The organism is Thioclava sp. F34-6, assembly GCF_002213235.1.
Lineage (GTDB): Bacteria > Pseudomonadota > Alphaproteobacteria > Rhodobacterales > Rhodobacteraceae > Thioclava > Thioclava nitratireducens.
Genome location: NZ_NBOA01000001.1, coordinates 334,417 through 355,269, shown reverse-complemented (window position 1 = coordinate 355,269; position 20,853 = coordinate 334,417). Strand labels below are relative to the sequence as shown.

The following is a 20,853-nucleotide window of genomic DNA, read 5'->3' as shown; positions in this document are numbered from 1 at the left end:
CCTTCTCGCGCTGGACGCAATGCGGGGCTGAGGCGGAGGCCTCAGACCTGCATGATTTCGGCTTGCTTGTCTTCCAGCGCCTTGTCGACCTTGGCGATATGCGCGTCGGTCATCTCCTGGACTTCGCTCTCCCAGAGCTTCACGTCATCTTCGGACATGCCGTCGGCCTTGGCCTTCTTGATCTGGTCCATGCCATCGCGACGTACGTTGCGGATCGCGACGCGGGCGTGCTCTGCATATTGGGCGGCGACCTTGGTCAGTTCGCGGCGGCGTTCCTCGTTGAGCTCGGGGATCGGCAGCATGATGATCGTCCCGTTGGTCTGCGGGTTGATGCCCAGACCCGATTCACGGATCGCCTTCTCGACCTTGCCGACGAGGCCCTTGTCCCAGACGTTGATCGTGACCATCCGCGGCTCGGGCACGTTGACGGTCCCGACCTGGTTGATCGGGGTCATTTGGCCATAGGCTTCGACCTGAACCGGCTCCACCATCGAAGCCGAGGCGCGGCCCGTGCGCAGCGACGCGAATTCATGCTTGAGCGAGCTCATAGCGCCATCCATACGGCGTGCCAGGTCATCGGTATCGATCTCGAAATCGTCGGACATTGGGTATTTCCCCGTTCTTGTTGAGCCTCGGGCCGAGCTTTAGCGCAGCTCGCAGGCGAAAACTAGCATTTGTGATCGTCGCGCGGCGCTCAGCCCTGCACTTTGGTGTAGGTGCCTTCGCCTGCCAGAATGCCGCGGAAGCCACCCGGCTCGTCAAGCGAGAACACGATGATCGGCTTGTTGTTGTCGCGTGCGAGCGCGATCGCCGAGGCATCCATCACTCCGAGATTCTTCTGAAGAACCTCGTCATAGCTGACGGTATCGTACCGCTTCGCATCATCGAATTTCTTCGGGTCCTTGTCATAGACCCCGTCGACCTTGGTGCCCTTGAAGATCGCTTCGCAGGACATCTCGTTGGCGCGCAGCGTCGCGGCCGTGTCGGTGGTGAAATAGGGGTTGCCGGTGCCGGCGGCGAAGATGCAGACCCGCTTCTTCTCGAGGTGGCGTACGGCGCGGCGGCGGATATAGGGCTCGCAGACCTGATCCATCGGGATGGCCGAGATTACGCGGGTGAAGACGCCCAGGCCTTCCAGCGCCGATTGCATCGCCAGCGCGTTCATCACGGTCGCGAGCATCCCCATGTAATCGGCCGTCGTGCGCTCCATCCCCTGAGCAGAGCCCGCAAGCCCGCGGAAAATGTTGCCGCCGCCGATTACCATGCAGATTTCGACACCGAGATCGCGCACCGACTTCACTTCATGCGCTATACGCGACACGGTCGGCGGATGCAGGCCGTAGCCCTGGTCCCCCATCAGCGCCTCGCCCGAGATTTTCAGTAGCACGCGATTGTATTTGGCCGCGGGATGCGTCTCGGCGCTCATCTGATCCTCCGATGGGCTGTTGTCATTGGCGCGCAAAATGATCCAAATAGAGCCGGGGTTCAACCTCTTGCAGAAGCGTTGTTCCCCGAGCCCGACAGAAAGCCTGCAAGAGCCGCCGATGCCGCCTGCCCTGCCCGATATATCGCCGCGAACGCCCGTGCTGATCGCGGGCGCCACGGCGAGCGGAAAATCGGCGCTGGCACTGTCGATCGCCGAAGCCGCGGGCGGCATCGTGATCAATGCCGATGCGCTTCAGGTCTGGTCCTGCTGGCGGGTGCTGAGCGCGCGACCCTCGCCCGAGGAAGAGGCCCGCGCGCCGCATGCCCTCTACGGGCATCTCGATCCCGGCGCGGACTATTCCGTCGGCCATTGGCTGCGCGATGTCACGCCGCATCTGGAGGCATTTCACGCAGGCGGGCCGCGCCCGATCGTCGTTGGCGGCACCGGGCTCTATTTCACGGCGCTGACGCAGGGATTGGCGGAGATCCCTGTAACGCCAGCGGAAATTCGCGCCGAGGCCGATCATCGGCGGCTCTCGGAAGGCCATGCGGGGATGCTGGGCGAGCTCGACGCGACGACCCGCGCGAAGATCGATCCGCAGAACCCGATGCGCGTCCAGCGCGCGTGGGAGGTGTTGCGCGCCACCGGCGAAGGCCTCGCCGTGTGGCAGGCCCGCACCCCGCCGCCGCTTCTGCCGCTCGAGACTGCGGCGCCCCTCCACCTCGATCCGGAGCGCGACTGGCTGGCCGAACGCATCGATCGCCGGTTCGATCTGATGCTTGAACAAGGCGCGCTCGACGAGGTTCGCAGGGTGGAGCCAATCTGGGATCCGGATGCGCTTTGGGCGAAGGCGATCGGAGCGCCGGAATTGATCGCGCATTTGCGTGGCCAACTCGATCTGAGTGAGGCGCGCAAACGCGCGCAGGCGGCAAGTCGCCAATATGCCAAGCGGCAACGCACATGGTTTCGTAGCCGTATGAAGGCGTGGCACAAGATCACGTAGACTGTGACCCAACGGCAACTGCGCGGCCGGGCTTCTGTGGAAAATTCCTTGGTCGCTAAGCGGGTTGCGGGCTATCCTCCCGCCGTCATCGCTTGGGATCAACGCATCGTGAAGCTCTTTTCCACTCCGCCCCTGTCGCAGCTGTCGCAGGCCAAGACCGTAAGGCCCGGGTCGCAGTCCATGTCCGGCCCGACGCGCGGCGACGTCGGCCAGCCTTCGGAACTGCCCACCGTTCCGCGGGAACCACGGCTCGTGCAGATCGCCCATCTGGCCAAGGGCGGGCGTTGGCGGGTCGAGGCAATGCGCGCCCATTCCGAACCTTGCCTTCTGTGGTTCTCTCGAGGGCAGGGCCGGATCACGCTGGCGGGCGTGACGCGCGGCTATGGGCCAAATAACGCGATTTTCATCCCGCCGGGCGTGATGCACGGCTTCGAGATTTCCAACCAGACCCACGGTCAGGCGCTGTTCTTCGGGCGCGACAGCGACATCGTCTTGCCGCCCGCCGCCCATCACCTGCGCATCCGGGAGGCGATCGCACAGGGCGAAATCGGCTCGATCTTGGAAGCGATCCAGCGCGAGAACGAGAGCACGCGTCCCGCCGCCGACCGGGCACTGCGCAGCCATCTGGGCCTGCTCAGCGTTTGGCTCGAGCGACAGATCGCGAGCAATGCGAGCGAGGCGATCCGCCCGAGCGCGGCGCGCCGTCTGGTTACGCGCTACGCCGTTCTGGTCGAGCGCGAGTATCGCGCGGGAACGCCGGTCGCGGATATCGCGCGCGAACTGGGCGTAACACCGACCCATCTGTCGCGCGCCTGTCGCGACGCCTGCGGGAAATCGGCTCTGGAACTGATGCAGGAGCGGCGCCTTTACGAAGCCCGCCGCCTGCTGCGCGATACCCCCGTTCCGATCAAGGAGATCGCGCAGCTTCTGGGATATCGCAGCGCCGGATATTTCTCCCGCGCCTTTCAGGCCGGCACCGGCAGTACCCCGATCGCCTTCCGCCGCGCCACCTGAGCGGCGTCTCGCGCCGCGCGGAAGGGCCGGCGGGCTTGCCTTCCGAGCGGGCCCCGGGCCGATCGCCCCGGGGGACTGCGACCGGCCGACGCGTGGGTCGCGTCTGGGCGAATTCGTCCCATTGCGCCAAGGGCGACGATACCTCGCAGCCTCGATCCGTGCGCCGAGGCGGCGGGGAAATCGCCCTCGCGCGTGTGTCACACCGATGTGCGTCTTTGGAACGAGCCCATGGATCAGACGCATCATGCAGCGCTCGCGGTGCCATCGCGTTGCGGTAGGGTGAAACTCGAAACGGCGGCGATCAGCTGCGCGCTCTCGGACAGCATCGCGCGGCTGGCAGCGGCGCTGCGGTCGAACATCGCGGCCCCACGCTGCGTTGCCTGATCCAGTTGGTGCACCGCAGTGTTGATTTCGGCGATACCATTCGCCTGTTCCCCCGAAGAAGCCGCGATTTCCGAGACCCGGTCATGGATTTCGCGCACCGAGCCCACGATCCGCGCTAGCGCCGCACCGGTCTGGCCGACCAGACTCACGCCGGATTGCACCTGCCGGTCCGAGGAAGAGATCAGCTCTGAGATTTCCTTAGCGGCTTCGGAGGAGCGCTGCGCCAGCGCGCGCACTTCCGAAGCGACGACCGCGAAGCCCCGGCCTGCCTCGCCCGCCCGTGCGGCCTCGACCCCGGCGTTGAGCGCGAGCAGGTTGGTCTGGAAGGCAATATCGTCGATCACCGAAGTGATCCGCGAAATCGCCTTTGCAGAGGTCTCGATCTCCGCCATCGCGGCCACCGCGCTATCCACTACGTTGGAGCCGCTCTCGGCATGTCCGCGCGCGTCGCTGGCAAGATCGCGCGCCGACTGCGCCCCTTCCGCTGCCGATTGGACCGAGACCGTAAGCTCGTTGAGGGCCGCCGCAGTTTGTTCGAGCGTTGCGGCATTGCGCTCTGTCTGGGCGCTGAGTTCATCGGCGGAGTTTGCGATTGCGCGGGCCTCGCCGTCGATATGCCGTGCCCCGCTGTCGATCTGACTGAGCGAAGCGGCAAGCTGGGCCACGGCCGCGTTGAAATCGTGGCGGAGTTTTTCATACTCGCCGGGCAGTTCGTGATCGAGCGAAGCACCGAGATCGCCGCGCGCGAGCGCATCGAGCCCCGCAGCGAGCGTATTCACGATGGTCTTCTGATCCGCGAGAGCTTGCCGCGACTCTTCCTCGCGCTGGCGCAGGGCTGCCTGTTCCACGGCTTCGGCTTCGCGCTCCGCGCGTTGCGCGGCCTCTGCCTCAGCACGTCGAGCCTCCTCGGCCTGCGCGACCTCTTCCTGACGCGCGCGATCCGCCTTTCGGGCATTTTCCTCTTCGAGACGCAGGCTCTCCTGCATTTCGGCGTTCCGCTCGATATTCTCGGCGAAGACCTGAAGTGCCCGTGCCATCTCGCCCAGCTCATCGCGCCGCTTGGCGCCCGAAACCTTGACCTGCGTATCCCCTTTTGCAATCGCATCGGTCGCCCGCGCCAATGCGCCGATCGGGCGCGTGATCCGTCCACCCGCGATCCAGGCGATCACCCCGGAAACGACGAAGGCCGCGGCAATCAAGCCGAGCGAAATCTGCCAGATCATTCGCCGCAGAGCCGCCAGCTCATCGGCGCTCAGTTCCACAGTCGCGGCACCGACGACGTCGCCGGAGAAATCCCGCACCGGTGTCGCGCGCAGCACGTAGTCCGCCCCGTCATGGGAGATCCACTTGTCGACCGTTTCGCCTGCGCGCAATGCCGCGAAATCCGCGTCGTTCAGCGGGTTCCGCTCATCCACGGTGAAGGCGAGCCGTTCTGGCTTCCCGTCCCCGAGGAGACCGAAATATTCATACTCGGAGCCGGTCTGGGCCTTGAGCGCGTCGAAGAAGGTTTGTCCGATATTGAGGCCGATCTCGACCGAACCGACCTGCTTGCCCTCGTGGAAGACCGGGGCGACGCCCCGCGCGCCGATCCCCGCCTTGCCCGATTCCAGCGCCGCGACCGGCTTGCCGGTCTCGTTCACCGTGACCACGGTCTTGCGAAACCCCGACAGATCGTCGCCGCGTTTTTCCAGCTTGTGGATACGGATCAGCGACGTTGCAGGCGCCAGATGGAACTGAAACTGCGCCACGCCGGTCTCATCGCGCAAGACCGGCCAGTTCGGCGCGAAGATCGCTTCGAGCGCAGCATCGTCGCGCGCAGCCATTGCTGCCTGTACCTGCGGCAATCCTGCGATCAGCAGCGCCCGGTCGCGCGCACCGACACTCGCGGCCTCGATCGCGCTACGCATCCGTTCCTCGGCCGCATTCAGATTGCGCACGCGCGAGACATCCTCGAGCTTGCCGCCGACCCAGAACATCCCCGCTGCCATCAGCGCGCAGGCGATGAGCGAGATCACGATTGGCAACAACAGGATTTGCCGGCGAATGGACATGTCGGACCCTTTCTCAAAGTCAGTCGGATCCGGACTAGAACGATTCTCCTAACATCTCGTTCACGCGATATCGGCGGCCCGCCGCGCCGCATAGAAATGGGCCGCGCCCTTGCAGGCGCGGCCCGGGTTTCGGGGAGGTAACCCTATCAGAAGAACCCGAGCTTGTTCGGGTTGTAGCTGACTAGCATGTTCTTGGTCTGCTGGTAGTGATCGAGCATCATCTTGTGGGTCTCGCGACCGATGCCCGACTGCTTGTACCCGCCGAAGGCCGCGTGGGCCGGATAGGCGTGGTAGTTGTTGACCCAGACGCGGCCCGCCTCGATCCCGCGACCGAAGCGATAGGCACGCGAGCCATCACGGGTCCAAACGCCGGCGCCAAGGCCGTACATCGTGTCGTTGGCGATCTCGAGCGCCTCTGCCTCGTCCTTGAAGGTCGTGACCGACACCACGGGGCCGAAGATTTCCTCCTGGAAGACCCGCATCTTGTTGTGGCCTTTCAGGATCGTCGGCTGGATGTAGAAGCCGTTCGCCAGATCGCCGTTGAAGCGCGCGGCGTCGCCCCCGGTCAGTACCTCGGCCCCTTCTTCGCGACCGATGCTCAGATAGGACATGATCTTGTCATGCTGCTCCTGGCTCGCTTGCGCGCCGACCATCGTCTCCATCACGCGAGGGTCGCCCTGCTTGATGGCTTCGACGCGGGCAATGCAACGCTCCATGAACTTCTCGTAAATGTCCTCCTGAATGAGCGCGCGGCTCGGACAGGTGCAGACTTCACCCTGATTGAAGGCAAACAGCACGAAGCCTTCGACCGCCTTGTCGAGGAATGCATCATCCTCGGCCATCACGTCGGAGAAGAAGATGTTGGGCGACTTGCCGCCAAGTTCCAAGGTGACCGGGATCAGGTTCTCCGTCGCGGCCTGCATGATCTTGCGGCCCGTAGCGGTGGAGCCGGTGAAGGCGATCTTGGCGATGCGCGAGGAGCGCGCCAGCGCCGCGCCGACTTCCGCGCCGTAGCCGTTGACGATGTTGAGAACGCCATCGGGCAGCAGGTCGGCGATGACTTCAGCCACGACCATGATCGCTGCCGGAGTCTGCTCGGCCGGTTTCAGCACCACGCAGTTGCCTGCCGCCAGCGCCGGCGCCAGCTTCCATGCCGCCATCAGAACCGAGAAGTTCCACGGAATGATCTGCCCGACGACGCCCAGAGGCTCGTGGAAGTGATAGGCGACGGTGTCGGCGTCGATTTCCGACATCGTGCCTTCCTGGCTGCGCAGAACGCCCGCGAAATAGCGGAAATGGTCGACGGCGAGCGGAATGTCGGCGGCCGTGGTCTCGCGGATCGGCTTGCCGTTATCCCAGGTTTCGGCGGCGGCGATCAAGTCGAGATTTTCCTCGATCCGGTCGGCGATCTTGAGAAGGACGTTCGAGCGTTCGGCAGCCGAGGTCTTGCCCCATGCGTCTTTCGCGGCATGGGCGGCATCAAGCGCGGCTTCGATATCCGCCTCGTTCGAATGGGCGACTTCGCAGACCTTGCCGCCAGTGATCGGTGTGATGTTGTCGAAATACTTGCCGCTTTTCGGGGGCACAAACTTGCCGCCGATGAAGTTGTCGTAGCGGTCGCGGAACGGCGACACGGAAACGCCTTTGAACTCGGGCGTCATATCATTGGCCATTGGTCTTCCTCCCAGTTTAGAGCGCAACCGACAGGGCCGCGCAGCATGGGGCTCAGCTTGCCTAATTGCGCACGCTACGCATAGCCGGCCTGCGCTGGGGGAATACGTCATCTGTATCAGACCTGAGACAGGTGCAGGCGCAGCATTCAGAGGAAGGAGGGGGCGCCGCCCCGCACTCGCGGAACCGCCGGAATACTTTCAGGACCGAAGGGGAGCATCGCGCCAAGTAAGCCTCGCCCGCCATACCCTGCATCGGGATGTTAAGAGCTAGCACCGCACTTGCAGCTCATCATTCGCCTCTGCCCTATGCTTTGCCTCAGGCACGCCGCGGGTATCGGAGCGATACGTGTCGGAGGATTCCGAAGTCTTCATGCCTCAAGGAATCATCGAACTGTGGCGTGTTTTGGACGTTCGGGCGGCGATTTTCGTATGATCTTTACAACTCTGGGGCGCAGATCGTGCCGAGCGACACCGGACCGATCTATGTGGGAAACCGTTGCGAAAATGTGAGTGAAGCACTTTGCACAGCTAATTGGGCGCACGACGACTTGCAGTTGTTACGACAAGGCAGGCGCCCCACGGGGTGCCAGGCAAGAAACGGAGATCCGGAAACGCGATAGAATAGCGCCGTGATCGGTCGGCCCTGCCCGCCTCACCGCCACTCAAACGCCGAGGTTGAGCGCCTTGGCTTTGCGGTAGAAGGTCGCCCGACCGATGCCGAGATCGCGGGCGGCAGCCGAGACGTTGCCGCCGTTGCGGGCCAGTGCGCGGGCCATTTCGGCGCGTTGCGCTTCTTCGAGACCGTTGCGGATGCCATGCTCCAGCAGATCGGAGGCCGGAAGCTGGCCGATCTGCCCGGCCTCGATGCCGAGGTGCCGCCGGGCGGCGCGGGTGGCGCCGACGACGAGATCGTCGCGGTCGAGCGCCAACAGCATCACGCCCTGCGCCCCGGTCTCGCCCGAGCCGGTCGAGAGGATGCGCGCGCCGTCATAGGAGGCGCGGAACAGGTCCGCCTCGATCCGGTGCGCTGCGTCCTGCACGGTAAGCGCCACGAGGCGCGCATAGCCCTCGGTCATGTCGGAGCGCGCGGAGCTGACGTCGATCACGCCGGCCAGATCGCCCTGCGCGCCGAAAATGGGCGAGCCCATGCAGGTCAGCACCGTGTTGCGGGTGCGGAAATGCTGATCGCGCCAGACGGTGACGGGGCGCGCCTCGGCGACGCAGGTACCGATGCCGTTCGTGCCCTCGACCCCTTCGGACCAGTCCGAGCCGGGCGCGAGGTTGGAGGAATGGAAATCATCCTTATCCGCGTCGCGCAAACGCTCGTCCAGCACGAGCCCGCCCGCGTCGGACAGAAGGACCGTGCAGCCCGCATCGCCTGCCGCCCGCGACAGACGGTCGAGCACCGGCGAGGCGATCCGCATCATCAGTTCCGCCCGCTCGCGCCGCTCGCGCATCTCGGCTTGGGTCAGGCGCTCGTTGCGCCCACCGGTTTCGGGGTCGATGCGGTGATGGATCATCGAGCGGCGCCAACTCGCCGCGAACCCCGCCCGCGTGGCGGATTTCGGCGAAGAGACGACTTCGCGCACGATATCGGCATGTTGGCGCGGAACGCCCGTATGCAGTGACGGCATGCGAAAGCCTCCCTCTCTTGCGCAGCCTATGAAAGTCCACGCAGGTTAGGCCGATTCGAACCGTTCACAACGTAAATTCCCGCTGAGCGGGCAGGCACCTGTCTCGGGGTTGAGACAGTCGAGGCTCACGGCTCCTCGTGCCGCCGCCCGCGAAAACCTTGCGCCACCACGAATTTCTCCGAGCTGTCCGAGCGCGAGGCTGGCGGTTTCACATTGGCGACCTTGGTGAAGTTTTTCTTCAGGATCGTCATCAATCCCTGCTCCGCGCCGCCTGCGAGAACCTTGGCGACAAAGGTGCCGCCCTCTTCGAGCACGTCGAAGGCGAACTCTGCCGCCGCTTCGCACAGCGTGATGATGCGCAGGTGATCGGTGTTCTGGTGCCCCGAGGACGCGGCCGCCATATCCGACATCACCACATCCGCAGAGCCGCCAAGCCATTCCTTGACCTTGTCGTCGGCGCCTTCTTCGAGGAAATCGAGCACGTGGATTTCGGCCCCGGCGATCGGTGTGACCTCCTGCAGATCGACACCCAGAACGGTGCCGACCTTCTTGCCGGATTTCTCGCCCAGGGCGTTCACGCGCTTGACCGCCACCTGACACCAGCCGCCAGGCGCACAACCCAGATCGACCACCCGCGCGCCGGGCACGAGGAAGCGATACTTGTCGTCCAGCTCGAGGATTTTGTAGGCGGCACGGCCTCGATAGCCTTCTTTCTTGGCACGCTGCACGTAAGGGTCGTTCAGCTGTCGCTCCAGCCAGAGGGTCGAGGACAGCTTGCGCCCCTTCGCCGTCTTCACGCGCACGCGCAGGTCGCGCTGCCCGCGTCCCGAAGTGTTCTTGCCGCTGGGTGTCTTCGCCATCATTTAATCTCTTCTAACACGCCGTCTCCGGCCATTTGCGCATAGAGGAGCCCCTCGCGCAGGCCACGGTCGGCAATGGACATCTGGTCGGTGGGCCAGACCCGCATAAGGGCCTGGAGAATTGCGGCGCCGGACATGATCAAGGTGTGTCGGTCGCGCCCGATCCGCGGGTCGGAGCGCCGTCCGGCGGGCCCGAGTTGCAGGAAGGAGCGGATCACAGCGTCGATCTCGCCCGAGGTCATGGTCAGCCCGTCCACCCGGTTGCGGTCATAGCGCTTCAGGTTGAGGTGGCAGGCCGCGACCGTCGTGACGGTGCCCGAGGTGCCGATGATCTGGAACCCGTCCTGCGGGCTGCCCGCCGCGTAGGGCGTGAAGTCCGCGAGCTTCTCCTCGAAGAACCAGCTCATAAGCGCAAAGCGTGCGGCATCGTCTTCGACATCGGCGAATTGATCCTTGAGCGTCGCGACCCCGAGCGGCACCGAAATCCAATCGACAACGCGTGCCGCCGGATCGGGCCCGTCGGGCTGGTTGAACCCTTGCGAGAGGCGCATGATCGCGCGGGCCCTGTCGCCGGGCGGCACGTCTTCGAGGTCGATCCAGACGAGCTCTGTCGAGCCGCCGCCGATATCGACCACCAGAACCTGCTCGGAATTGGGCGACACCAGCGAAGCGCAGGAGATCACGGCCAGCCGCGCCTCTTCCTCGGGCGCGATGATCTCCAGCGGCAGGCCGGTCTCGCGGCGTACATAACGGATGAAGTCGCGCGCATTCTTGGCGCGCCGGCAGGCTTCGGTCGCCACCAGACGCATCCGGGTGACCCCGTGCGTTTCGATCTTGCGGCGACAGATTTGCAAAGCCTGAACGGTGCGCGACATCGAGCTGCGCGACAACCGGCCATAGGTTTCGAGACCCTGACCCAGCTGGACCGCTTTCGAGAAGCTGTCCACGACCTGAAACTGAGAACCCTTGGGACGGGCAATCAGCATCCGGCAACTGTTGGTGCCAAGGTCGAGAGCGGCATATAGCCCCTCGCCGGACTTGGCGGATTTGGTCGCGGGGGACTCGACCTGAGCCGGTTTCACCGCCCGCGCGGGCGATGCAGCTGTCGGGAGCGCGCCCGCCGACCGGGGACGCTTGGGCGTCATCATTACGCCCTCCGATTTGAAGTTGCCATAAAGCTATCGGTTTGCGCGTCCCGGTTCAAGGGAGCGCGACGCGGAAGTGACAGAACGTCAGCGCATCTCGTCTGCCGAAACCGAACCGTACCGGCGCGCTCTCAGACCGCAGGCAGGATCACCGTGAAGCAGCTGCCCTCGCCCTTCTTGCTGTCGACGCGGAACCGGCCACGGTGGCGCGCCACGATATGCTTGACGATGGCGAGACCCAGCCCCGTTCCGCCCTTCTCGCGCGAGCGGTGGGTATCGACGCGGTAGAAGCGTTCGGTCAGGCGCGGCAGGTGCTGTTCGTCGATGCCCTCGCCGCGGTCGATCACATCGACGCGATAGGCTTTGCCGCGCAACACCGGCTCATGCGGGATCAGTGAGACCCGCAGCCGCACCTCGCCGCCCTGCCCGCCATATTTGATCGCGTTCTCCACGAGGTTCGAGAAGACCTGCGTCAGCTGATCGGGATCGCCCTGCACGGGCAAGGCCCCGGTTTCGCCCTCGCAGATCAACTTGACGGACGCCGCTTCTGCCACGGGTTCGAGCGTCTGCGTGATCCCTTTGAGCACCAGCGCCAGATCGACCTTGCCAGTGGGACGCATCCGCTCTTCGCCCTCGACACGGCTGAGCGAGAGAAGATCGCCCACCAGACGGTTCATCCGCGCCGCCTCGCGCTCCATGATCGACAGGAACCGGTCGCGCGCCGCCGCATCGTCGCGCGCGCTCGAGCGGAGCGTCTCGATGAAGCCCATCAGAGCGGTCAGCGGCGTGCGCAACTCGTGGCTCACATTTGCAACGAAATCGCGCCGCATGGCTTCGGCAGATTCGAGAGCCGTGATGTCTTCGAAGCTTGCCAGAACCGAATTCGTCGCAAGCGGCCCTTCGGGCGCGGGCGGCAGCGGAGAGAAATGCACCAGCGTGATCGTCTCGGCCTGACCGGTGGGATGCAGCCGCAGGCGAACCGGATCGGGCCGCGCCCCGCGCAGCGCCGCGCTCACCGCCGCGCCGAAGCCGGGCTGGCGCAACACCGTCACATAGGGGCGCCCGAGAAACTGCGTGCCGAACAGCCGATTGGCTGCGAGATTGCCCTGCGCGATCCGCTCGTCGCGCCCGATCAGCAAAACCGCGCTCGGCAGCGCGTCGAGAACCTGTCCGATCGCCCCTTGGCTCATTGCCGCGCCTCCCCGCCTGCCATCTCGTTCGGAGCAAGGTTTGAGCGATGCGAGGCGAGCTGTAAAGGCTTGTCATAGAAATGAAATCCAACCCCGCATCGGCATCGCAACTCTCGCTTCGCGGTTCGCAATCAATGGGTTGTAGAATGGTCACCGAGACGTTAAACCTAGGCGTGTATTTAGCGGAGCCCGGTCGGGTTCCGTCGAATACATCATCGGGGGCGATGAGGTTATTACGAATTATGCCAAGAACCCCGAGTTCCCGCCTTGCGCTACAAGCTGTTCTCTTTCAATGCGTGAAAACGTCCGAGAGCAGCAACCTTCTGCTTGTAGACCCGGGCGGGAAGTTGCCCCCGTCGCTCAACGAGATTTCGGGCCAGGCGATTCAGGTACTGCAATACGACCAGATCACCGCGAAAAAGATGGCGGTTCTGCGCCCCGAACTGGTGCTGGCGCCGCTGCTGACCACGCGGTTCGACATTCTCGATCTGGCAAAGCGTCTCGAACGGTTCGGGTTTACCGGCAAGCTGCGGGCCTATTCCACTCCGCTTCCGAATATCGACTTCATCCGGCAGGAGGTGCGCGCCGCGCATCCCCAGCTCGATTTCGATATATTCACCTTGCCGGTCGACAAGCGTCGCGACAATTAGCCGATCGCTTTCAACCCCTTGGCGAAACGCGCCGCATTCTCGCGGTAATGCGCGGCCGAGCCCAGAAGCGCCTTGCGCGCGCCCTCGTCGAGTTCGCGAACGATCTTGCCCGGCGCGCCCATCACGAGGCTGCCGTCGGGAATTTCCTTGCCCTCGGTGATCAGCGCACCGGCGCCGATCAGGCAGCCCTTGCCGATCTTCGCGCCATTCAGAACCGTCGCCCCCATCCCGATCAGCGAGCCGTCCCCGATCGTGCATCCATGCAGCATCGCCTTGTGGCCGATCGTGCAATTTTCGCCGATGGTCAGCGGAAAACCCATATCGGTATGGCAGACCACGTTTTCCTGCAGGTTCGAGCCGCGTCCGACCCGGATTTCCTCGTTATCGCCGCGCAGGGTCGCGCAGAACCAAACCGAGGTTTCGGCTTCCAACACGACCTTGCCGATCACGTTGGCGTCGGCGGCGACCCATGCGTCTTCGGCGATTTGCGGGGCGCTCCCGTCCAGTTCGTAAATCATCTTGCGTCGAACTCCCTGTTCAGTTTTCGCACGAATTCGCTGAGCCCGACCTGACGATCGCGGCGGTTACGCTCCGCAGTCAGAATGGTGCGCAGCATCTCCTCGGCGCGGTCGAGGTCGTCATTGACCAGAACATAGTCATATTCCGACCAATGGCTGATCTCGGCGAGCGATTTCTCCATCCGGCTGCGGATCACGTCGTCGCTGTCCTGCGCGCGGCTGCGCAGACGGTCTTCCAGCGCCGCGATCGAAGGCGGCAGAATGAAGATCGAGACCACGTCCTTGCCAAGCGTGGAGTTACGGATCTGCTGACCGCCCTGCCAGTCGACGTCGAAGAGCGTATCGCGCCCCTCGCCCATCGCCGCCTCCACCGGGCCTTTCGGGGTGCCGTAGAAATTGCCGAACACCTCGGCATGTTCCAGCATGTCGCCCTGCACCACCATCGCTTCGAACTCTGCGCGGGTCTTGAAGAAATACTCGACACCATCGGTCTCGCCCGTGCGCGGATCGCGCGTCGTGGCCGAGACCGAGAAGCGCAGCGTCGGATCCCAGCTCATGAGCCGTTTGGCGAGCGTGGATTTTCCAGCGCCCGAGGGCGAGGACAGGATGATCAGAAGGCCGCGGCGGGCAGTGTCGGGCATTGGTATCACTCTACGTTCTGGATCTGCTCGCGCAGCTGGTCGATCGCGTATTTCAACGCCAGACCGATCCGCGTCAACTCCGCATCGCCCGATTTCGAGCACAGCGTATTGGCCTCGCGCACGAATTCCTGCGCCAGAAATTCGAATTTGCGGCCCACGGGCCCGGTCTCGGCGAGAAGCGCGCGCGCGGCCTCGACATGGACGCGGAGCCGTTCGATCTCTTCGGTGACATCCGCCTTGATCGCGATCAGCGCCAGTTCCTGCGCGACCCGGTCGGGATCGGCCTCGGTCGCTTCCATCACCCGCGCGAGCGCCGCGCGCAGCGTCTCTGCAGCTTTCGGAGCGCGCGCTGCGGCGGCGATTTCCGCTTCATCGGTCAACGCCGCGATCTCGTCGATGCGGGCGGCCAGCAACGCGCCCGTCCGCGCGCCTTCCTCGCGGCGCATCGCGACGAAGCTTTCCAGAACGGGCGCAAAACTCTCCATCAAGGCGGCCAGCAGTGCGGCGGGATCCTCGATCGTGCTGCCGGAATGGTCGATCACCCCGCGCATCGCCATCAGGTCGCTCGGCTTGAGCGGCGCCAGCGCCACGCCCTTGCGTTCGGCTGCGCGCTCGACCTTGTCGACGGCAGCAAGGGCAGCGTTCAGCACCTCCGGCTCGATCCGCATCGCGGCACTGCCTACGGCCTGCGTGAGCTTCAGGTTCAGCGTGACGTTACCCCGCGCGACCCGTTCGCCAACCGCCTTGCGCAGCGCCGGCTCGAGCCCCTCGATATCGGGCAGCCGCAACCGCAGGTCGAAGCCCTTGCCATTGACCGAGCGCAGATCCCAGCTCCAGTCATGCCCCGCGCCGCTCCCCTGTCCGGCGGCAAATCCGGTCATCGAGACGGTGGCGGCGGCGGGCGCCCCCTCCGGGCGCGGCTCTGGGGCGGGCTTAACCATTTAAGAGTTTCTTTCTCCATGTGACGAAAAAATGGCCTAACTTGGGGCCCGGTAAGAGTTCAGTAACGATTTCGTCCCGACGGTCAACCGCAAGGCGCCCCGCGCCACCGGCGCGCCGGGCGAGAGAAAGCGGCCCCGCGCCCGTGCCGCGCGGGACGAAACAAGGATGATAGAAATGGATCGCGAGACCGACAGCAACGCTGCATCCCCCGCCTCGGCCAAAGGTCGCCGGGTCGGCAACGAGCTGCACGCCTATTGGGAGGCGCTGCTCGACGGTCGCCCGATGCCCGCGCGCGCCGATATCGATCCGCGCGGCATCGACCGGGCACTGCAATTCGCCTTCATCCTCGAGCGCGTCGCGCCGGGCATCGCGCGGTTTCGCCTTGCCGGCCAGCATATCTGCGGCCTGATGGGAATGGAGGTGCGCGGCATGCCCCTGACCTCGCTCTTCGCGCCCGAAGCCCGCAAACAGATCGCCGATCTGACCGAGGCCGTCTTCGCGCGTCCCGCCATCGCCGAGGCGCAGCTGGCCTCGGCCGCAGGGCTCGGAAAACCGGAACTGACGGGCCATTTGCTGATGCTGCCGCTGACGGACGATTTCGAGGCGGTGACGCGCGCGCTTGGATGTTGCGTAGCGGAGCCTCTGCGCGCTCCGGACGCGGCGGACGGTAGCCTCGACGCAGGACGCGCCCCGCGCCGCTTTACCGTGTCAGCCGCGCGGATCAAGCCTTTGGAGATGCCGCCCCTGCGCGACCCGCAGCCTTCGCCCCGACCGACTGGGCGCAGGTCTCCTCCGGCGCACTCCTTCGAGCAGCCCGTGCCGACCGCCGCCACCTCCGGCTTCGCCGAAAGCCAGACGCCTTACACCCCGCGGCCGAAATCCCGCGCCGCACATCTGGCGGAAATGACCCCGGAAGAGCGCCGCGCGATGTTCCGGGTGGTGCGTCAGGACGGGTGAGAAGATCCGCGCGGACTCTCAACATCTGCCTGCAACGCCATGTCTTTATTGGATTATTCGCTGTAGGCGTCGACCTTGGATTTGGCGTTCTCGCCAAGTTCCGACGCCTCGTCATGCGACGCATCGCTTTCGCGGCGGCGCATCGCCTCTTTCTGGGCCATCATCGCCACGACCCCGAGATAGAGAATTTGCGACAGCAGGAGAGCGGCCAGAGCAAGCCCGAGAATCCACCAGACGCCAAGCCCGGCGAGATAACCGAGAGCGCTTTGGAACGTCAGGTAGATGACAAGACCGACCAGGTAATTCGAAAAACGCATCCCGCCGACGAACTCTCGAAAGTTGAATATTCTTACCAAACTATACGAACACAGCATTTGGCACAACATCGCGCGCGGCCGCCCCGGTCTGCGCCGCCGGTTCGAGACAGGTCATGGCCGTCCGTAATAAACCTCGTAATCGTTGGCATGTGCCTCGGTGTCGCTGTCGTCCACGTAGTCTTTCAACTGCGTCAGGTCGACCTTGTTCAGCACGATCCCCAGCAGCTTGGCGCGGATCAGCGGATCGGAATCGAGCAGATGTTCCAGAAGGCCCCGGCTTATGCGCCCGAATTCGGAAACGATGACAAGCTGATCGAGGTCTTTCAGGATCGAGCGCACATCTATCACCGGCGCCATCGGCGCAAGATCGAGGATGACGTAGTCATATTGCCATTTGAGCGCGTCGAGCATCTCGTGGAACGCGGAGCTGCTCAGAATTTCGCTCGTATGAGGAAAATCCTTCGGAACGAGGCCGGGGATCAGGTCGACTTCCGTCTCCCCCAGCCGCAACAGCACCTCCTCCCAGGCGCACCGCCCGGTCAGGATATCCAGCAATCCTTTTTCGGTTTTCAGCCCCAGGTGATGGCTCAGCCCGCTGCGATGGGGATCGGCATCGACCAGCACCACCGAATTTCCGGTGGATGCAATCACCGCGGCAAGGTTGAGCGCAGTGATCGATTTCCCCTCGCCTGGCTTGGCCGACGTCAAGCCAAGCAGGCAACTCTCGTCATTCGCCGAGGCCAGGCGGCTCGCCAGTCGGATATTTCGCAACGTCTCGGTATATTTCGACCGCATGTTGGTCAGCGCATAGACCGCGGCCTTCGGCGCGCTAATCACCTTCGCCTCCCGATCGAGCCGGGCTGTCAAGGTTCGCACGGAGAAGCGCGGTTTCTCGTAAAGCTTTTCGATACGCGGCAGGTATCCGAGGAAATGCGCGTCGAGATGATTGGTCACATGATCCGCGGTGCGCACGAAGCGATCTCTCCATTCACGAATTGCCGCGATCAGCAACCCCGTCAAAAGACCCAGAACGACGCAAAGCGCCAAGATAATCTTCGTGCTCGGGCCGGCGGAATCGAGCGTCGTTTCGGCTAGGTTGAGGATACGCACATTCGAGACCGGGAAGCTCTTTTGCTGGTCGATCTCCTGAAACTTGCTCAGGAAGCTCTGGTAGAGCGCCGAGAGCGTATCGGCGCGCTGCTCGAGCGCCCGCAGACGGACCAGCGCGGGCCCGTTCTTGGCATCGTCGCCCACCGCCTTGTCGAGGCTCGATTGCAGCGCGTCGACCTTGGCGGAGGCGAGCGTCAGATCGCTGCGCGCCTGCCCCAGAAGCCGCCGCAGCGAGGCGAACAGAAGATCGCCGGTATTGTAGACACGTTTCTGGCTCGCGGCAATCTGTGCGGCGTCGTCGCCATAGACCAGCTTGGCGCGGGTGAGGTTTGTCAGCGCCCCCATCATCGCGGTGCGCAGCTTGGTGAAATCGGGATCGTCGCTGGCAGGCAGCCCCACCAGCACGTCATCGACCACCAGCCCGTCGCGCCCGCCCTCGACGATCTTTTTCAGCGCGGCGACCTGGGCCGCGGCGCGCGCCTGTTCGGCAATCGCCTCGGACAGATCGACATTGAGCGAGTTGACCGCATCCTGAGACATCGTGCTGTCGCGGGCCGAAACCAATCCGTTGCGGGCGCGGAACTGCTCTGCCGCCTGCGCGGCGGCGCGGGCGTCCTCTTCGAGCTGCGAAAGCCGCGCGCGCATCCATTCCGTCATCCGTTCGGTCGCGGCGTAATTGGCGTTCAGCACGTCCGCGACATAGACATCCGCGAACGTGTTGACGATTTCGGCGGCAACTTTCGAGTCGGTCCAGCGGAACTCGATGCCAAACGCGGTACTCTGCCCGATCCGGTGCACCACGACGGACTTGCGCAACTCGTCGATCGCCGTCACGCGATTGCGGGCTTCGTCGGTTTGCGGCGGGGTTCCCTCTTCAGTGACCGCTGCGGAGGAGGCGCCGCCGTCCTGCATCCCCGGATCGAACAGATCGCGCAGCTTGCGGATCGGCGTCGCCACCGTGTCGATCGCGCCCCGGATCATCGTCCGCGTCAGCGCCTGCGGCGGGCTCATGAAGGCCGGATCGTTCTGCAGGTCGAGCTGGTCGACCACGCGCGAGATCACCGCATCCGAGGTGATCACCAGCCGCGCGCTTTCCATCGCACCGTCGGTGGTGCTCATGTCGCTGGTGGTGGAGACCTGCCGGATCGTGCGGTCGATATTGGCGTCGAGCAGCACCTGCGAGGAGGCATCGAAATAGCGCGGCGTCGTCGCGAGGTAGAACATCCCCAGACAGAGCCAGCCCGCCACCGAGAACGCAATCGAGCGCCGCCTGCGCCGCAGCGCGGCCAGCACCCGCGACAGGTTGATCGTCGCGGTTGGCGCGGAGATCGGGTCGCGCAACGGGTCCATGCCCGACTGGTATCGAAAACCTTCTCGCGTCATTCCGCCCTCCGGACTGCAGGAGCCGCCCCGCCATAATGTTCGGGGCGCTTGCCCCCAAGGCAACCGGCAACGACCCCGACATGCAGGCTCAGGCGCAGGATTGCCTTATTGCGCGCCGTTTCGGAGAAAATTCCGGCAAGCATGAGACCGAGGCAGGCTGTGCTCTTGGCCCCAGCCAGCCCCGCCTGTGCGAGCCGCCCCGACAGAGGGCGTCCGGCCGCGATCACCTCGCCATGGGTCAGCCCCATCCGGTAGCGCCGCCGCATCAGCCAGCGCATCGTCGCGCGGGCCTCGGGCACGATCTCATGCGCGACCGCATCGGGCGCGAAGGCGATCTCGCCGCCGCGCGCCTGATAGGCTGCGAAAAACGCCGTATCCTCGCCGCCGCTGCGCCCCAGCGCTTCATCGAAGCTCAAGCCGTCGAAAGCAGGCGCGCGCAGAAGGATCAGCATGTTGCAGGTGTAGCCGGTATGCGCATGGCCGCGCGCATCGACATCCGGCGTCGTGTCATGGATCGCAGAGCGGCGCATCCAGCCCGGCGCAGTCTCGAGATGCTTCGCGCGGACCGGCCCCACTACGGCGGAGGTCGCGGCCTCATGCATCCGCCGCTCCATCCGCATCAGCCAGTCGGGCTCTACCCATTCATCATCGTCGAGGAAGGCCAGCAGATCGGCGCATTGCGCCCGCGCCGCCTGCAAAATCGCGTTGCGCGCGACCGAGATATTGCGGGCCGGGGCGTGCAGATAGATCAAAGGATGCGGGAACCACTCGCCGATCGCGTCGATCACCGGCCGCGCCGAGGGAGTATCGTCATTATCCGCGACGATCACCTGGATCGTCAGATCCGGGCAGGAGCTGAGTGCCGCAAGCGAGGCCAACGTGTCGCGCAGCTGAGCGCGGCGATAGGTGCAAACGCCGATGATGACGGTCCGGGGTGCCTTCATGCCTTGCCCTCCTTCGCAGTCCAGCGCTGCGCCTTGGCGCCCGCCGTCAGGCTTTGCGCCCAGAACCCTGCCGACCATGCCGCCTGCATCAGCCCCGCCAAGGGCCCGGCCAGAAATCCGGTCAGGCTGCGCGTCTCGCGCGCGAGCATCACGCCCACCGCGACACAAGCCAGCGCCCAGAGCAGCAGCGGCAGCGCGAAGACCCAATGCAGCGGCGACAGCACCGCCAGCGCCAGCCCGGGCAGCAGCGCCGCGACGATCATCTGGCGCTTCGCGGGCCGCATCCGGTGCTTGGCAAGGTTACGCGCCCGCCCGCGCCCGAAGAGGTAATATTGCCGCATCAAGGCGTGCAGGTTCTGGCGCGGAAGGTAATCGATCCCGGTGCGCGCGCTCAGCCAGATCCGGTAGCCCGCCATCCCCAGCCGGTGGTCGAGCTCCGCATCCTCGTTATGGGTGAAGCCCGGATCGTAGCCGCCCGCCGCGCGGAACGCATCGCAGCGCATCAGCGCGTGATGACCGTGATCGACCCATGCGCCCTCGCTCCGGTTGCGATGGGCCGAGCTGCCATTGCCGAAACGCGAATTCTGCGCCACCGCGATCGCTTCTTGCAGCAGCCCCTGCCCGACCGCGTTCATCGTGACGGTGACGGAGGCCGCCCCGGTCGCCTCGGCCTCTGCGATCAGCGTCTCGCAATAATCCGGCGGGTAGATCGAATGGGCGTCGATGCGGATCAGGTAGTCGCAATCCGCCCCGAACGCCTCCACGGCGAGATTGATCGCAGCGCTTTGATATTTCAGCGGATTGTCGATCAGGCGCAGCCAATCCGCCTGCGCCAACCGCTGCGTGACGATGCCCTGCGTACCATCGCGCGAGCCGCCATCGACCACAACGACCAGCGCCTCGCCTGTCTTCACGAAAGGGGTCAGCTGATCGAGCACCGCCCCGATATGGGCCGCCTCGTTCAGCGTAGGCACAACCACCAGAACTTTCGGATCGCTCATCGTCTTTCCT

At 64.7% G+C, this 20,853-nt stretch carries 19 protein-coding genes; 4 read left to right on the top strand and 15 right to left on the bottom strand.

Going from position 1 to position 20,853, the window contains the following annotated elements; all coding sequences use genetic code 11:
* Positions 1 to 41: 41 nt before the first annotated feature.
* Both frr and pyrH read right to left on the bottom strand, forming a co-directional pair.
* Entirely contained in the window at positions 42 to 605 is a 564-nt protein-coding gene (gene frr / locus B6V72_RS01645) for a ribosome recycling factor (protein WP_075774893.1), read from the bottom strand.
* 89 nt (positions 606 to 694) lie between these two features.
* On the bottom strand, positions 695 to 1,426 hold the full coding sequence (gene pyrH / locus B6V72_RS01640; protein ID WP_075774894.1) for a UMP kinase: 732 nt from the start codon (positions 1,424 to 1,426) through the stop codon (positions 695 to 697).
* A gap of 118 nt (positions 1,427 to 1,544) precedes the next feature.
* Between pyrH and miaA the strand changes: the two genes are divergently transcribed.
* Together miaA and B6V72_RS01630 are read left to right on the top strand one after the other, a co-directional pair.
* Complete coding sequence (gene miaA, locus B6V72_RS01635) at positions 1,545 to 2,429, top strand: tRNA (adenosine(37)-N6)-dimethylallyltransferase MiaA (protein WP_088734351.1); 885 nt, start codon at positions 1,545 to 1,547, stop codon at positions 2,427 to 2,429.
* A 180-nt stretch (positions 2,430 to 2,609) separates the two neighbouring features.
* Entirely contained in the window at positions 2,610 to 3,443 is an 834-nt protein-coding gene (locus tag B6V72_RS01630) for an AraC family transcriptional regulator (RefSeq protein ID WP_077701379.1), read from the top strand.
* 242 nt (positions 3,444 to 3,685) lie between these two features.
* Here the strand turns inward: B6V72_RS01630 and B6V72_RS01625 are convergent, their stop codons facing one another.
* The 6 genes from B6V72_RS01625 to B6V72_RS01600 all read right to left on the bottom strand — a co-directional run bounded on the left by B6V72_RS01625 (position 3,686) and on the right by B6V72_RS01600 (position 12,380).
* Entirely contained in the window at positions 3,686 to 5,878 is a 2,193-nt protein-coding gene (locus B6V72_RS01625; RefSeq protein ID WP_088724349.1) for a methyl-accepting chemotaxis protein, read from the bottom strand.
* Positions 5,879 to 6,024: 146 nt separating this feature from the next.
* Positions 6,025 to 7,551, bottom strand: a complete 1,527-nt coding sequence (gene adh / locus B6V72_RS01620; RefSeq protein ID WP_088718557.1) for an aldehyde dehydrogenase — start codon at positions 7,549 to 7,551, stop codon at positions 6,025 to 6,027.
* A 662-nt stretch (positions 7,552 to 8,213) separates the two neighbouring features.
* Positions 8,214 to 9,185 (bottom strand): GAF domain-containing protein, encoded by a 972-nt coding sequence (locus B6V72_RS01615; protein WP_075774898.1) that lies wholly within the window; start codon positions 9,183 to 9,185, stop codon positions 8,214 to 8,216.
* A 125-nt stretch (positions 9,186 to 9,310) separates the two neighbouring features.
* A complete protein-coding gene (locus tag B6V72_RS01610) occupies positions 9,311 to 10,045 on the bottom strand; it encodes an RlmE family RNA methyltransferase (protein ID WP_075775117.1) in 735 nt (244 codons plus the stop codon).
* Entirely contained in the window at positions 10,045 to 11,190 is a 1,146-nt protein-coding gene (locus tag B6V72_RS01605; protein WP_075775118.1) for a Ppx/GppA phosphatase family protein, read from the bottom strand. The genes B6V72_RS01610 and B6V72_RS01605 overlap by 1 nt, the downstream gene beginning before the upstream one ends.
* 131 nt (positions 11,191 to 11,321) lie before the next feature.
* Positions 11,322 to 12,380 carry an ATP-binding protein gene (locus tag B6V72_RS01600; protein ID WP_088734349.1) on the bottom strand — a complete coding sequence of 353 codons (1,059 nt, stop codon included), beginning with the start codon at positions 12,378 to 12,380 and terminating at the stop codon, positions 11,322 to 11,324.
* A gap of 347 nt (positions 12,381 to 12,727) precedes the next feature.
* Here B6V72_RS01600 and B6V72_RS01595 point away from each other — a divergent pair, with 347 nt between their 5' ends.
* Positions 12,728 to 13,030 (top strand): hypothetical protein, encoded by a 303-nt coding sequence (locus tag B6V72_RS01595; protein ID WP_088734347.1) that lies wholly within the window; start codon positions 12,728 to 12,730, stop codon positions 13,028 to 13,030.
* Here the strand turns inward: B6V72_RS01595 and B6V72_RS01590 are convergent.
* From B6V72_RS01590 to B6V72_RS01580, 3 genes are read right to left on the bottom strand one after another with little or no spacing between them, the layout of a single operon-like run.
* Positions 13,027 to 13,548, bottom strand: coding sequence for a gamma carbonic anhydrase family protein (locus tag B6V72_RS01590; RefSeq protein ID WP_088734345.1), 522 nt, complete (start codon positions 13,546 to 13,548; stop codon positions 13,027 to 13,029). The genes B6V72_RS01595 and B6V72_RS01590 overlap by 4 nt on opposite strands.
* Positions 13,545 to 14,189: a guanylate kinase gene (gmk, locus tag B6V72_RS01585; protein ID WP_075774902.1), complete on the bottom strand. Its 645-nt coding sequence runs from the start codon at positions 14,187 to 14,189 to the stop codon at positions 13,545 to 13,547. The genes B6V72_RS01590 and gmk overlap by 4 nt, the downstream gene beginning before the upstream one ends.
* A 5-nt stretch (positions 14,190 to 14,194) precedes the next feature.
* Positions 14,195 to 15,130 (bottom strand): YicC/YloC family endoribonuclease, encoded by a 936-nt coding sequence (locus B6V72_RS01580; RefSeq protein WP_240496888.1) that lies wholly within the window; start codon positions 15,128 to 15,130, stop codon positions 14,195 to 14,197.
* Between the two features lie 175 nt (positions 15,131 to 15,305).
* Here B6V72_RS01580 and B6V72_RS01575 point away from each other — a divergent pair, with 175 nt between their 5' ends.
* Positions 15,306 to 16,088, top strand: a complete 783-nt coding sequence (locus tag B6V72_RS01575; RefSeq protein WP_088734658.1) for a PAS domain-containing protein — start codon at positions 15,306 to 15,308, stop codon at positions 16,086 to 16,088.
* Positions 16,089 to 16,141: 53 nt separating this feature from the next.
* Here the strand turns inward: B6V72_RS01575 and B6V72_RS01570 are convergent, their stop codons facing one another.
* The 4 genes from B6V72_RS01570 to B6V72_RS01555 all read right to left on the bottom strand — a co-directional run bounded on the left by B6V72_RS01570 (position 16,142) and on the right by B6V72_RS01555 (position 20,843).
* Positions 16,142 to 16,405 (bottom strand): hypothetical protein, encoded by a 264-nt coding sequence (locus tag B6V72_RS01570; protein WP_088734343.1) that lies wholly within the window; start codon positions 16,403 to 16,405, stop codon positions 16,142 to 16,144.
* Between the two features lie 111 nt (positions 16,406 to 16,516).
* On the bottom strand, positions 16,517 to 18,898 hold the full coding sequence (locus B6V72_RS01565) for an AAA family ATPase (RefSeq protein ID WP_088734341.1): 2,382 nt from the start codon (positions 18,896 to 18,898) through the stop codon (positions 16,517 to 16,519).
* Entirely contained in the window at positions 18,895 to 19,842 is a 948-nt protein-coding gene (locus B6V72_RS01560) for a glycosyltransferase family 2 protein (protein WP_088734339.1), read from the bottom strand. Before B6V72_RS01560 ends, B6V72_RS01565 begins: the two co-directional genes overlap by 4 nt.
* On the bottom strand, positions 19,839 to 20,843 hold the full coding sequence (locus B6V72_RS01555) for a glycosyltransferase family 2 protein (RefSeq protein WP_088734337.1): 1,005 nt from the start codon (positions 20,841 to 20,843) through the stop codon (positions 19,839 to 19,841). The genes B6V72_RS01560 and B6V72_RS01555 overlap by 4 nt, the downstream gene beginning before the upstream one ends.
* Positions 20,844 to 20,853: the final 10 nt, after the last annotated feature.

Bases quoted from the DNA above. Each gene is read 5' to 3' on its own strand.
- B6V72_RS01570 (WP_088734343.1), bottom strand. From the start codon at position 16,405: ATGCGTTTTTCGAATTACCTGGTCGGTCTTGTCATCTACCTGACGTTC.
- B6V72_RS01575 (WP_088734658.1), top strand. From the start codon at position 15,306: ATGGATCGCGAGACCGACAGCAACGCTGCATCCCCCGCCTCGGCCAAA.
- B6V72_RS01615 (WP_075774898.1), bottom strand. From the start codon at position 9,185: ATGCCGTCACTGCATACGGGCGTTCCGCGCCAACATGCCGATATCGTG.
- B6V72_RS01560 (WP_088734339.1), bottom strand. From the start codon at position 19,842: ATGAAGGCACCCCGGACCGTCATCATCGGCGTTTGCACCTATCGCCGC.
- frr (WP_075774893.1), bottom strand. From the start codon at position 605: ATGTCCGACGATTTCGAGATCGATACCGATGACCTGGCACGCCGTATG.
- B6V72_RS01590 (WP_088734345.1), bottom strand. From the start codon at position 13,548: ATGATTTACGAACTGGACGGGAGCGCCCCGCAAATCGCCGAAGACGCA.
- B6V72_RS01565 (WP_088734341.1), bottom strand. From the start codon at position 18,898: ATGACGCGAGAAGGTTTTCGATACCAGTCGGGCATGGACCCGTTGCGC.
- B6V72_RS01610 (WP_075775117.1), bottom strand. From the start codon at position 10,045: ATGGCGAAGACACCCAGCGGCAAGAACACTTCGGGACGCGGGCAGCGC.
- B6V72_RS01580 (WP_240496888.1), bottom strand. From the start codon at position 15,130: ATGGTTAAGCCCGCCCCAGAGCCGCGCCCGGAGGGGGCGCCCGCCGCC.
- adh (WP_088718557.1), bottom strand. From the start codon at position 7,551: ATGGCCAATGATATGACGCCCGAGTTCAAAGGCGTTTCCGTGTCGCCG.
- gmk (WP_075774902.1), bottom strand. From the start codon at position 14,189: ATGCCCGACACTGCCCGCCGCGGCCTTCTGATCATCCTGTCCTCGCCC.
- B6V72_RS01600 (WP_088734349.1), bottom strand. From the start codon at position 12,380: ATGAGCCAAGGGGCGATCGGACAGGTTCTCGACGCGCTGCCGAGCGCG.
- miaA (WP_088734351.1), top strand. From the start codon at position 1,545: ATGCCGCCTGCCCTGCCCGATATATCGCCGCGAACGCCCGTGCTGATC.
- pyrH (WP_075774894.1), bottom strand. From the start codon at position 1,426: ATGAGCGCCGAGACGCATCCCGCGGCCAAATACAATCGCGTGCTACTG.
- B6V72_RS01625 (WP_088724349.1), bottom strand. From the start codon at position 5,878: ATGTCCATTCGCCGGCAAATCCTGTTGTTGCCAATCGTGATCTCGCTC.
- B6V72_RS01605 (WP_075775118.1), bottom strand. From the start codon at position 11,190: ATGACGCCCAAGCGTCCCCGGTCGGCGGGCGCGCTCCCGACAGCTGCA.
- B6V72_RS01555 (WP_088734337.1), bottom strand. From the start codon at position 20,843: ATGAGCGATCCGAAAGTTCTGGTGGTTGTGCCTACGCTGAACGAGGCG.
- B6V72_RS01630 (WP_077701379.1), top strand. From the start codon at position 2,610: ATGTCCGGCCCGACGCGCGGCGACGTCGGCCAGCCTTCGGAACTGCCC.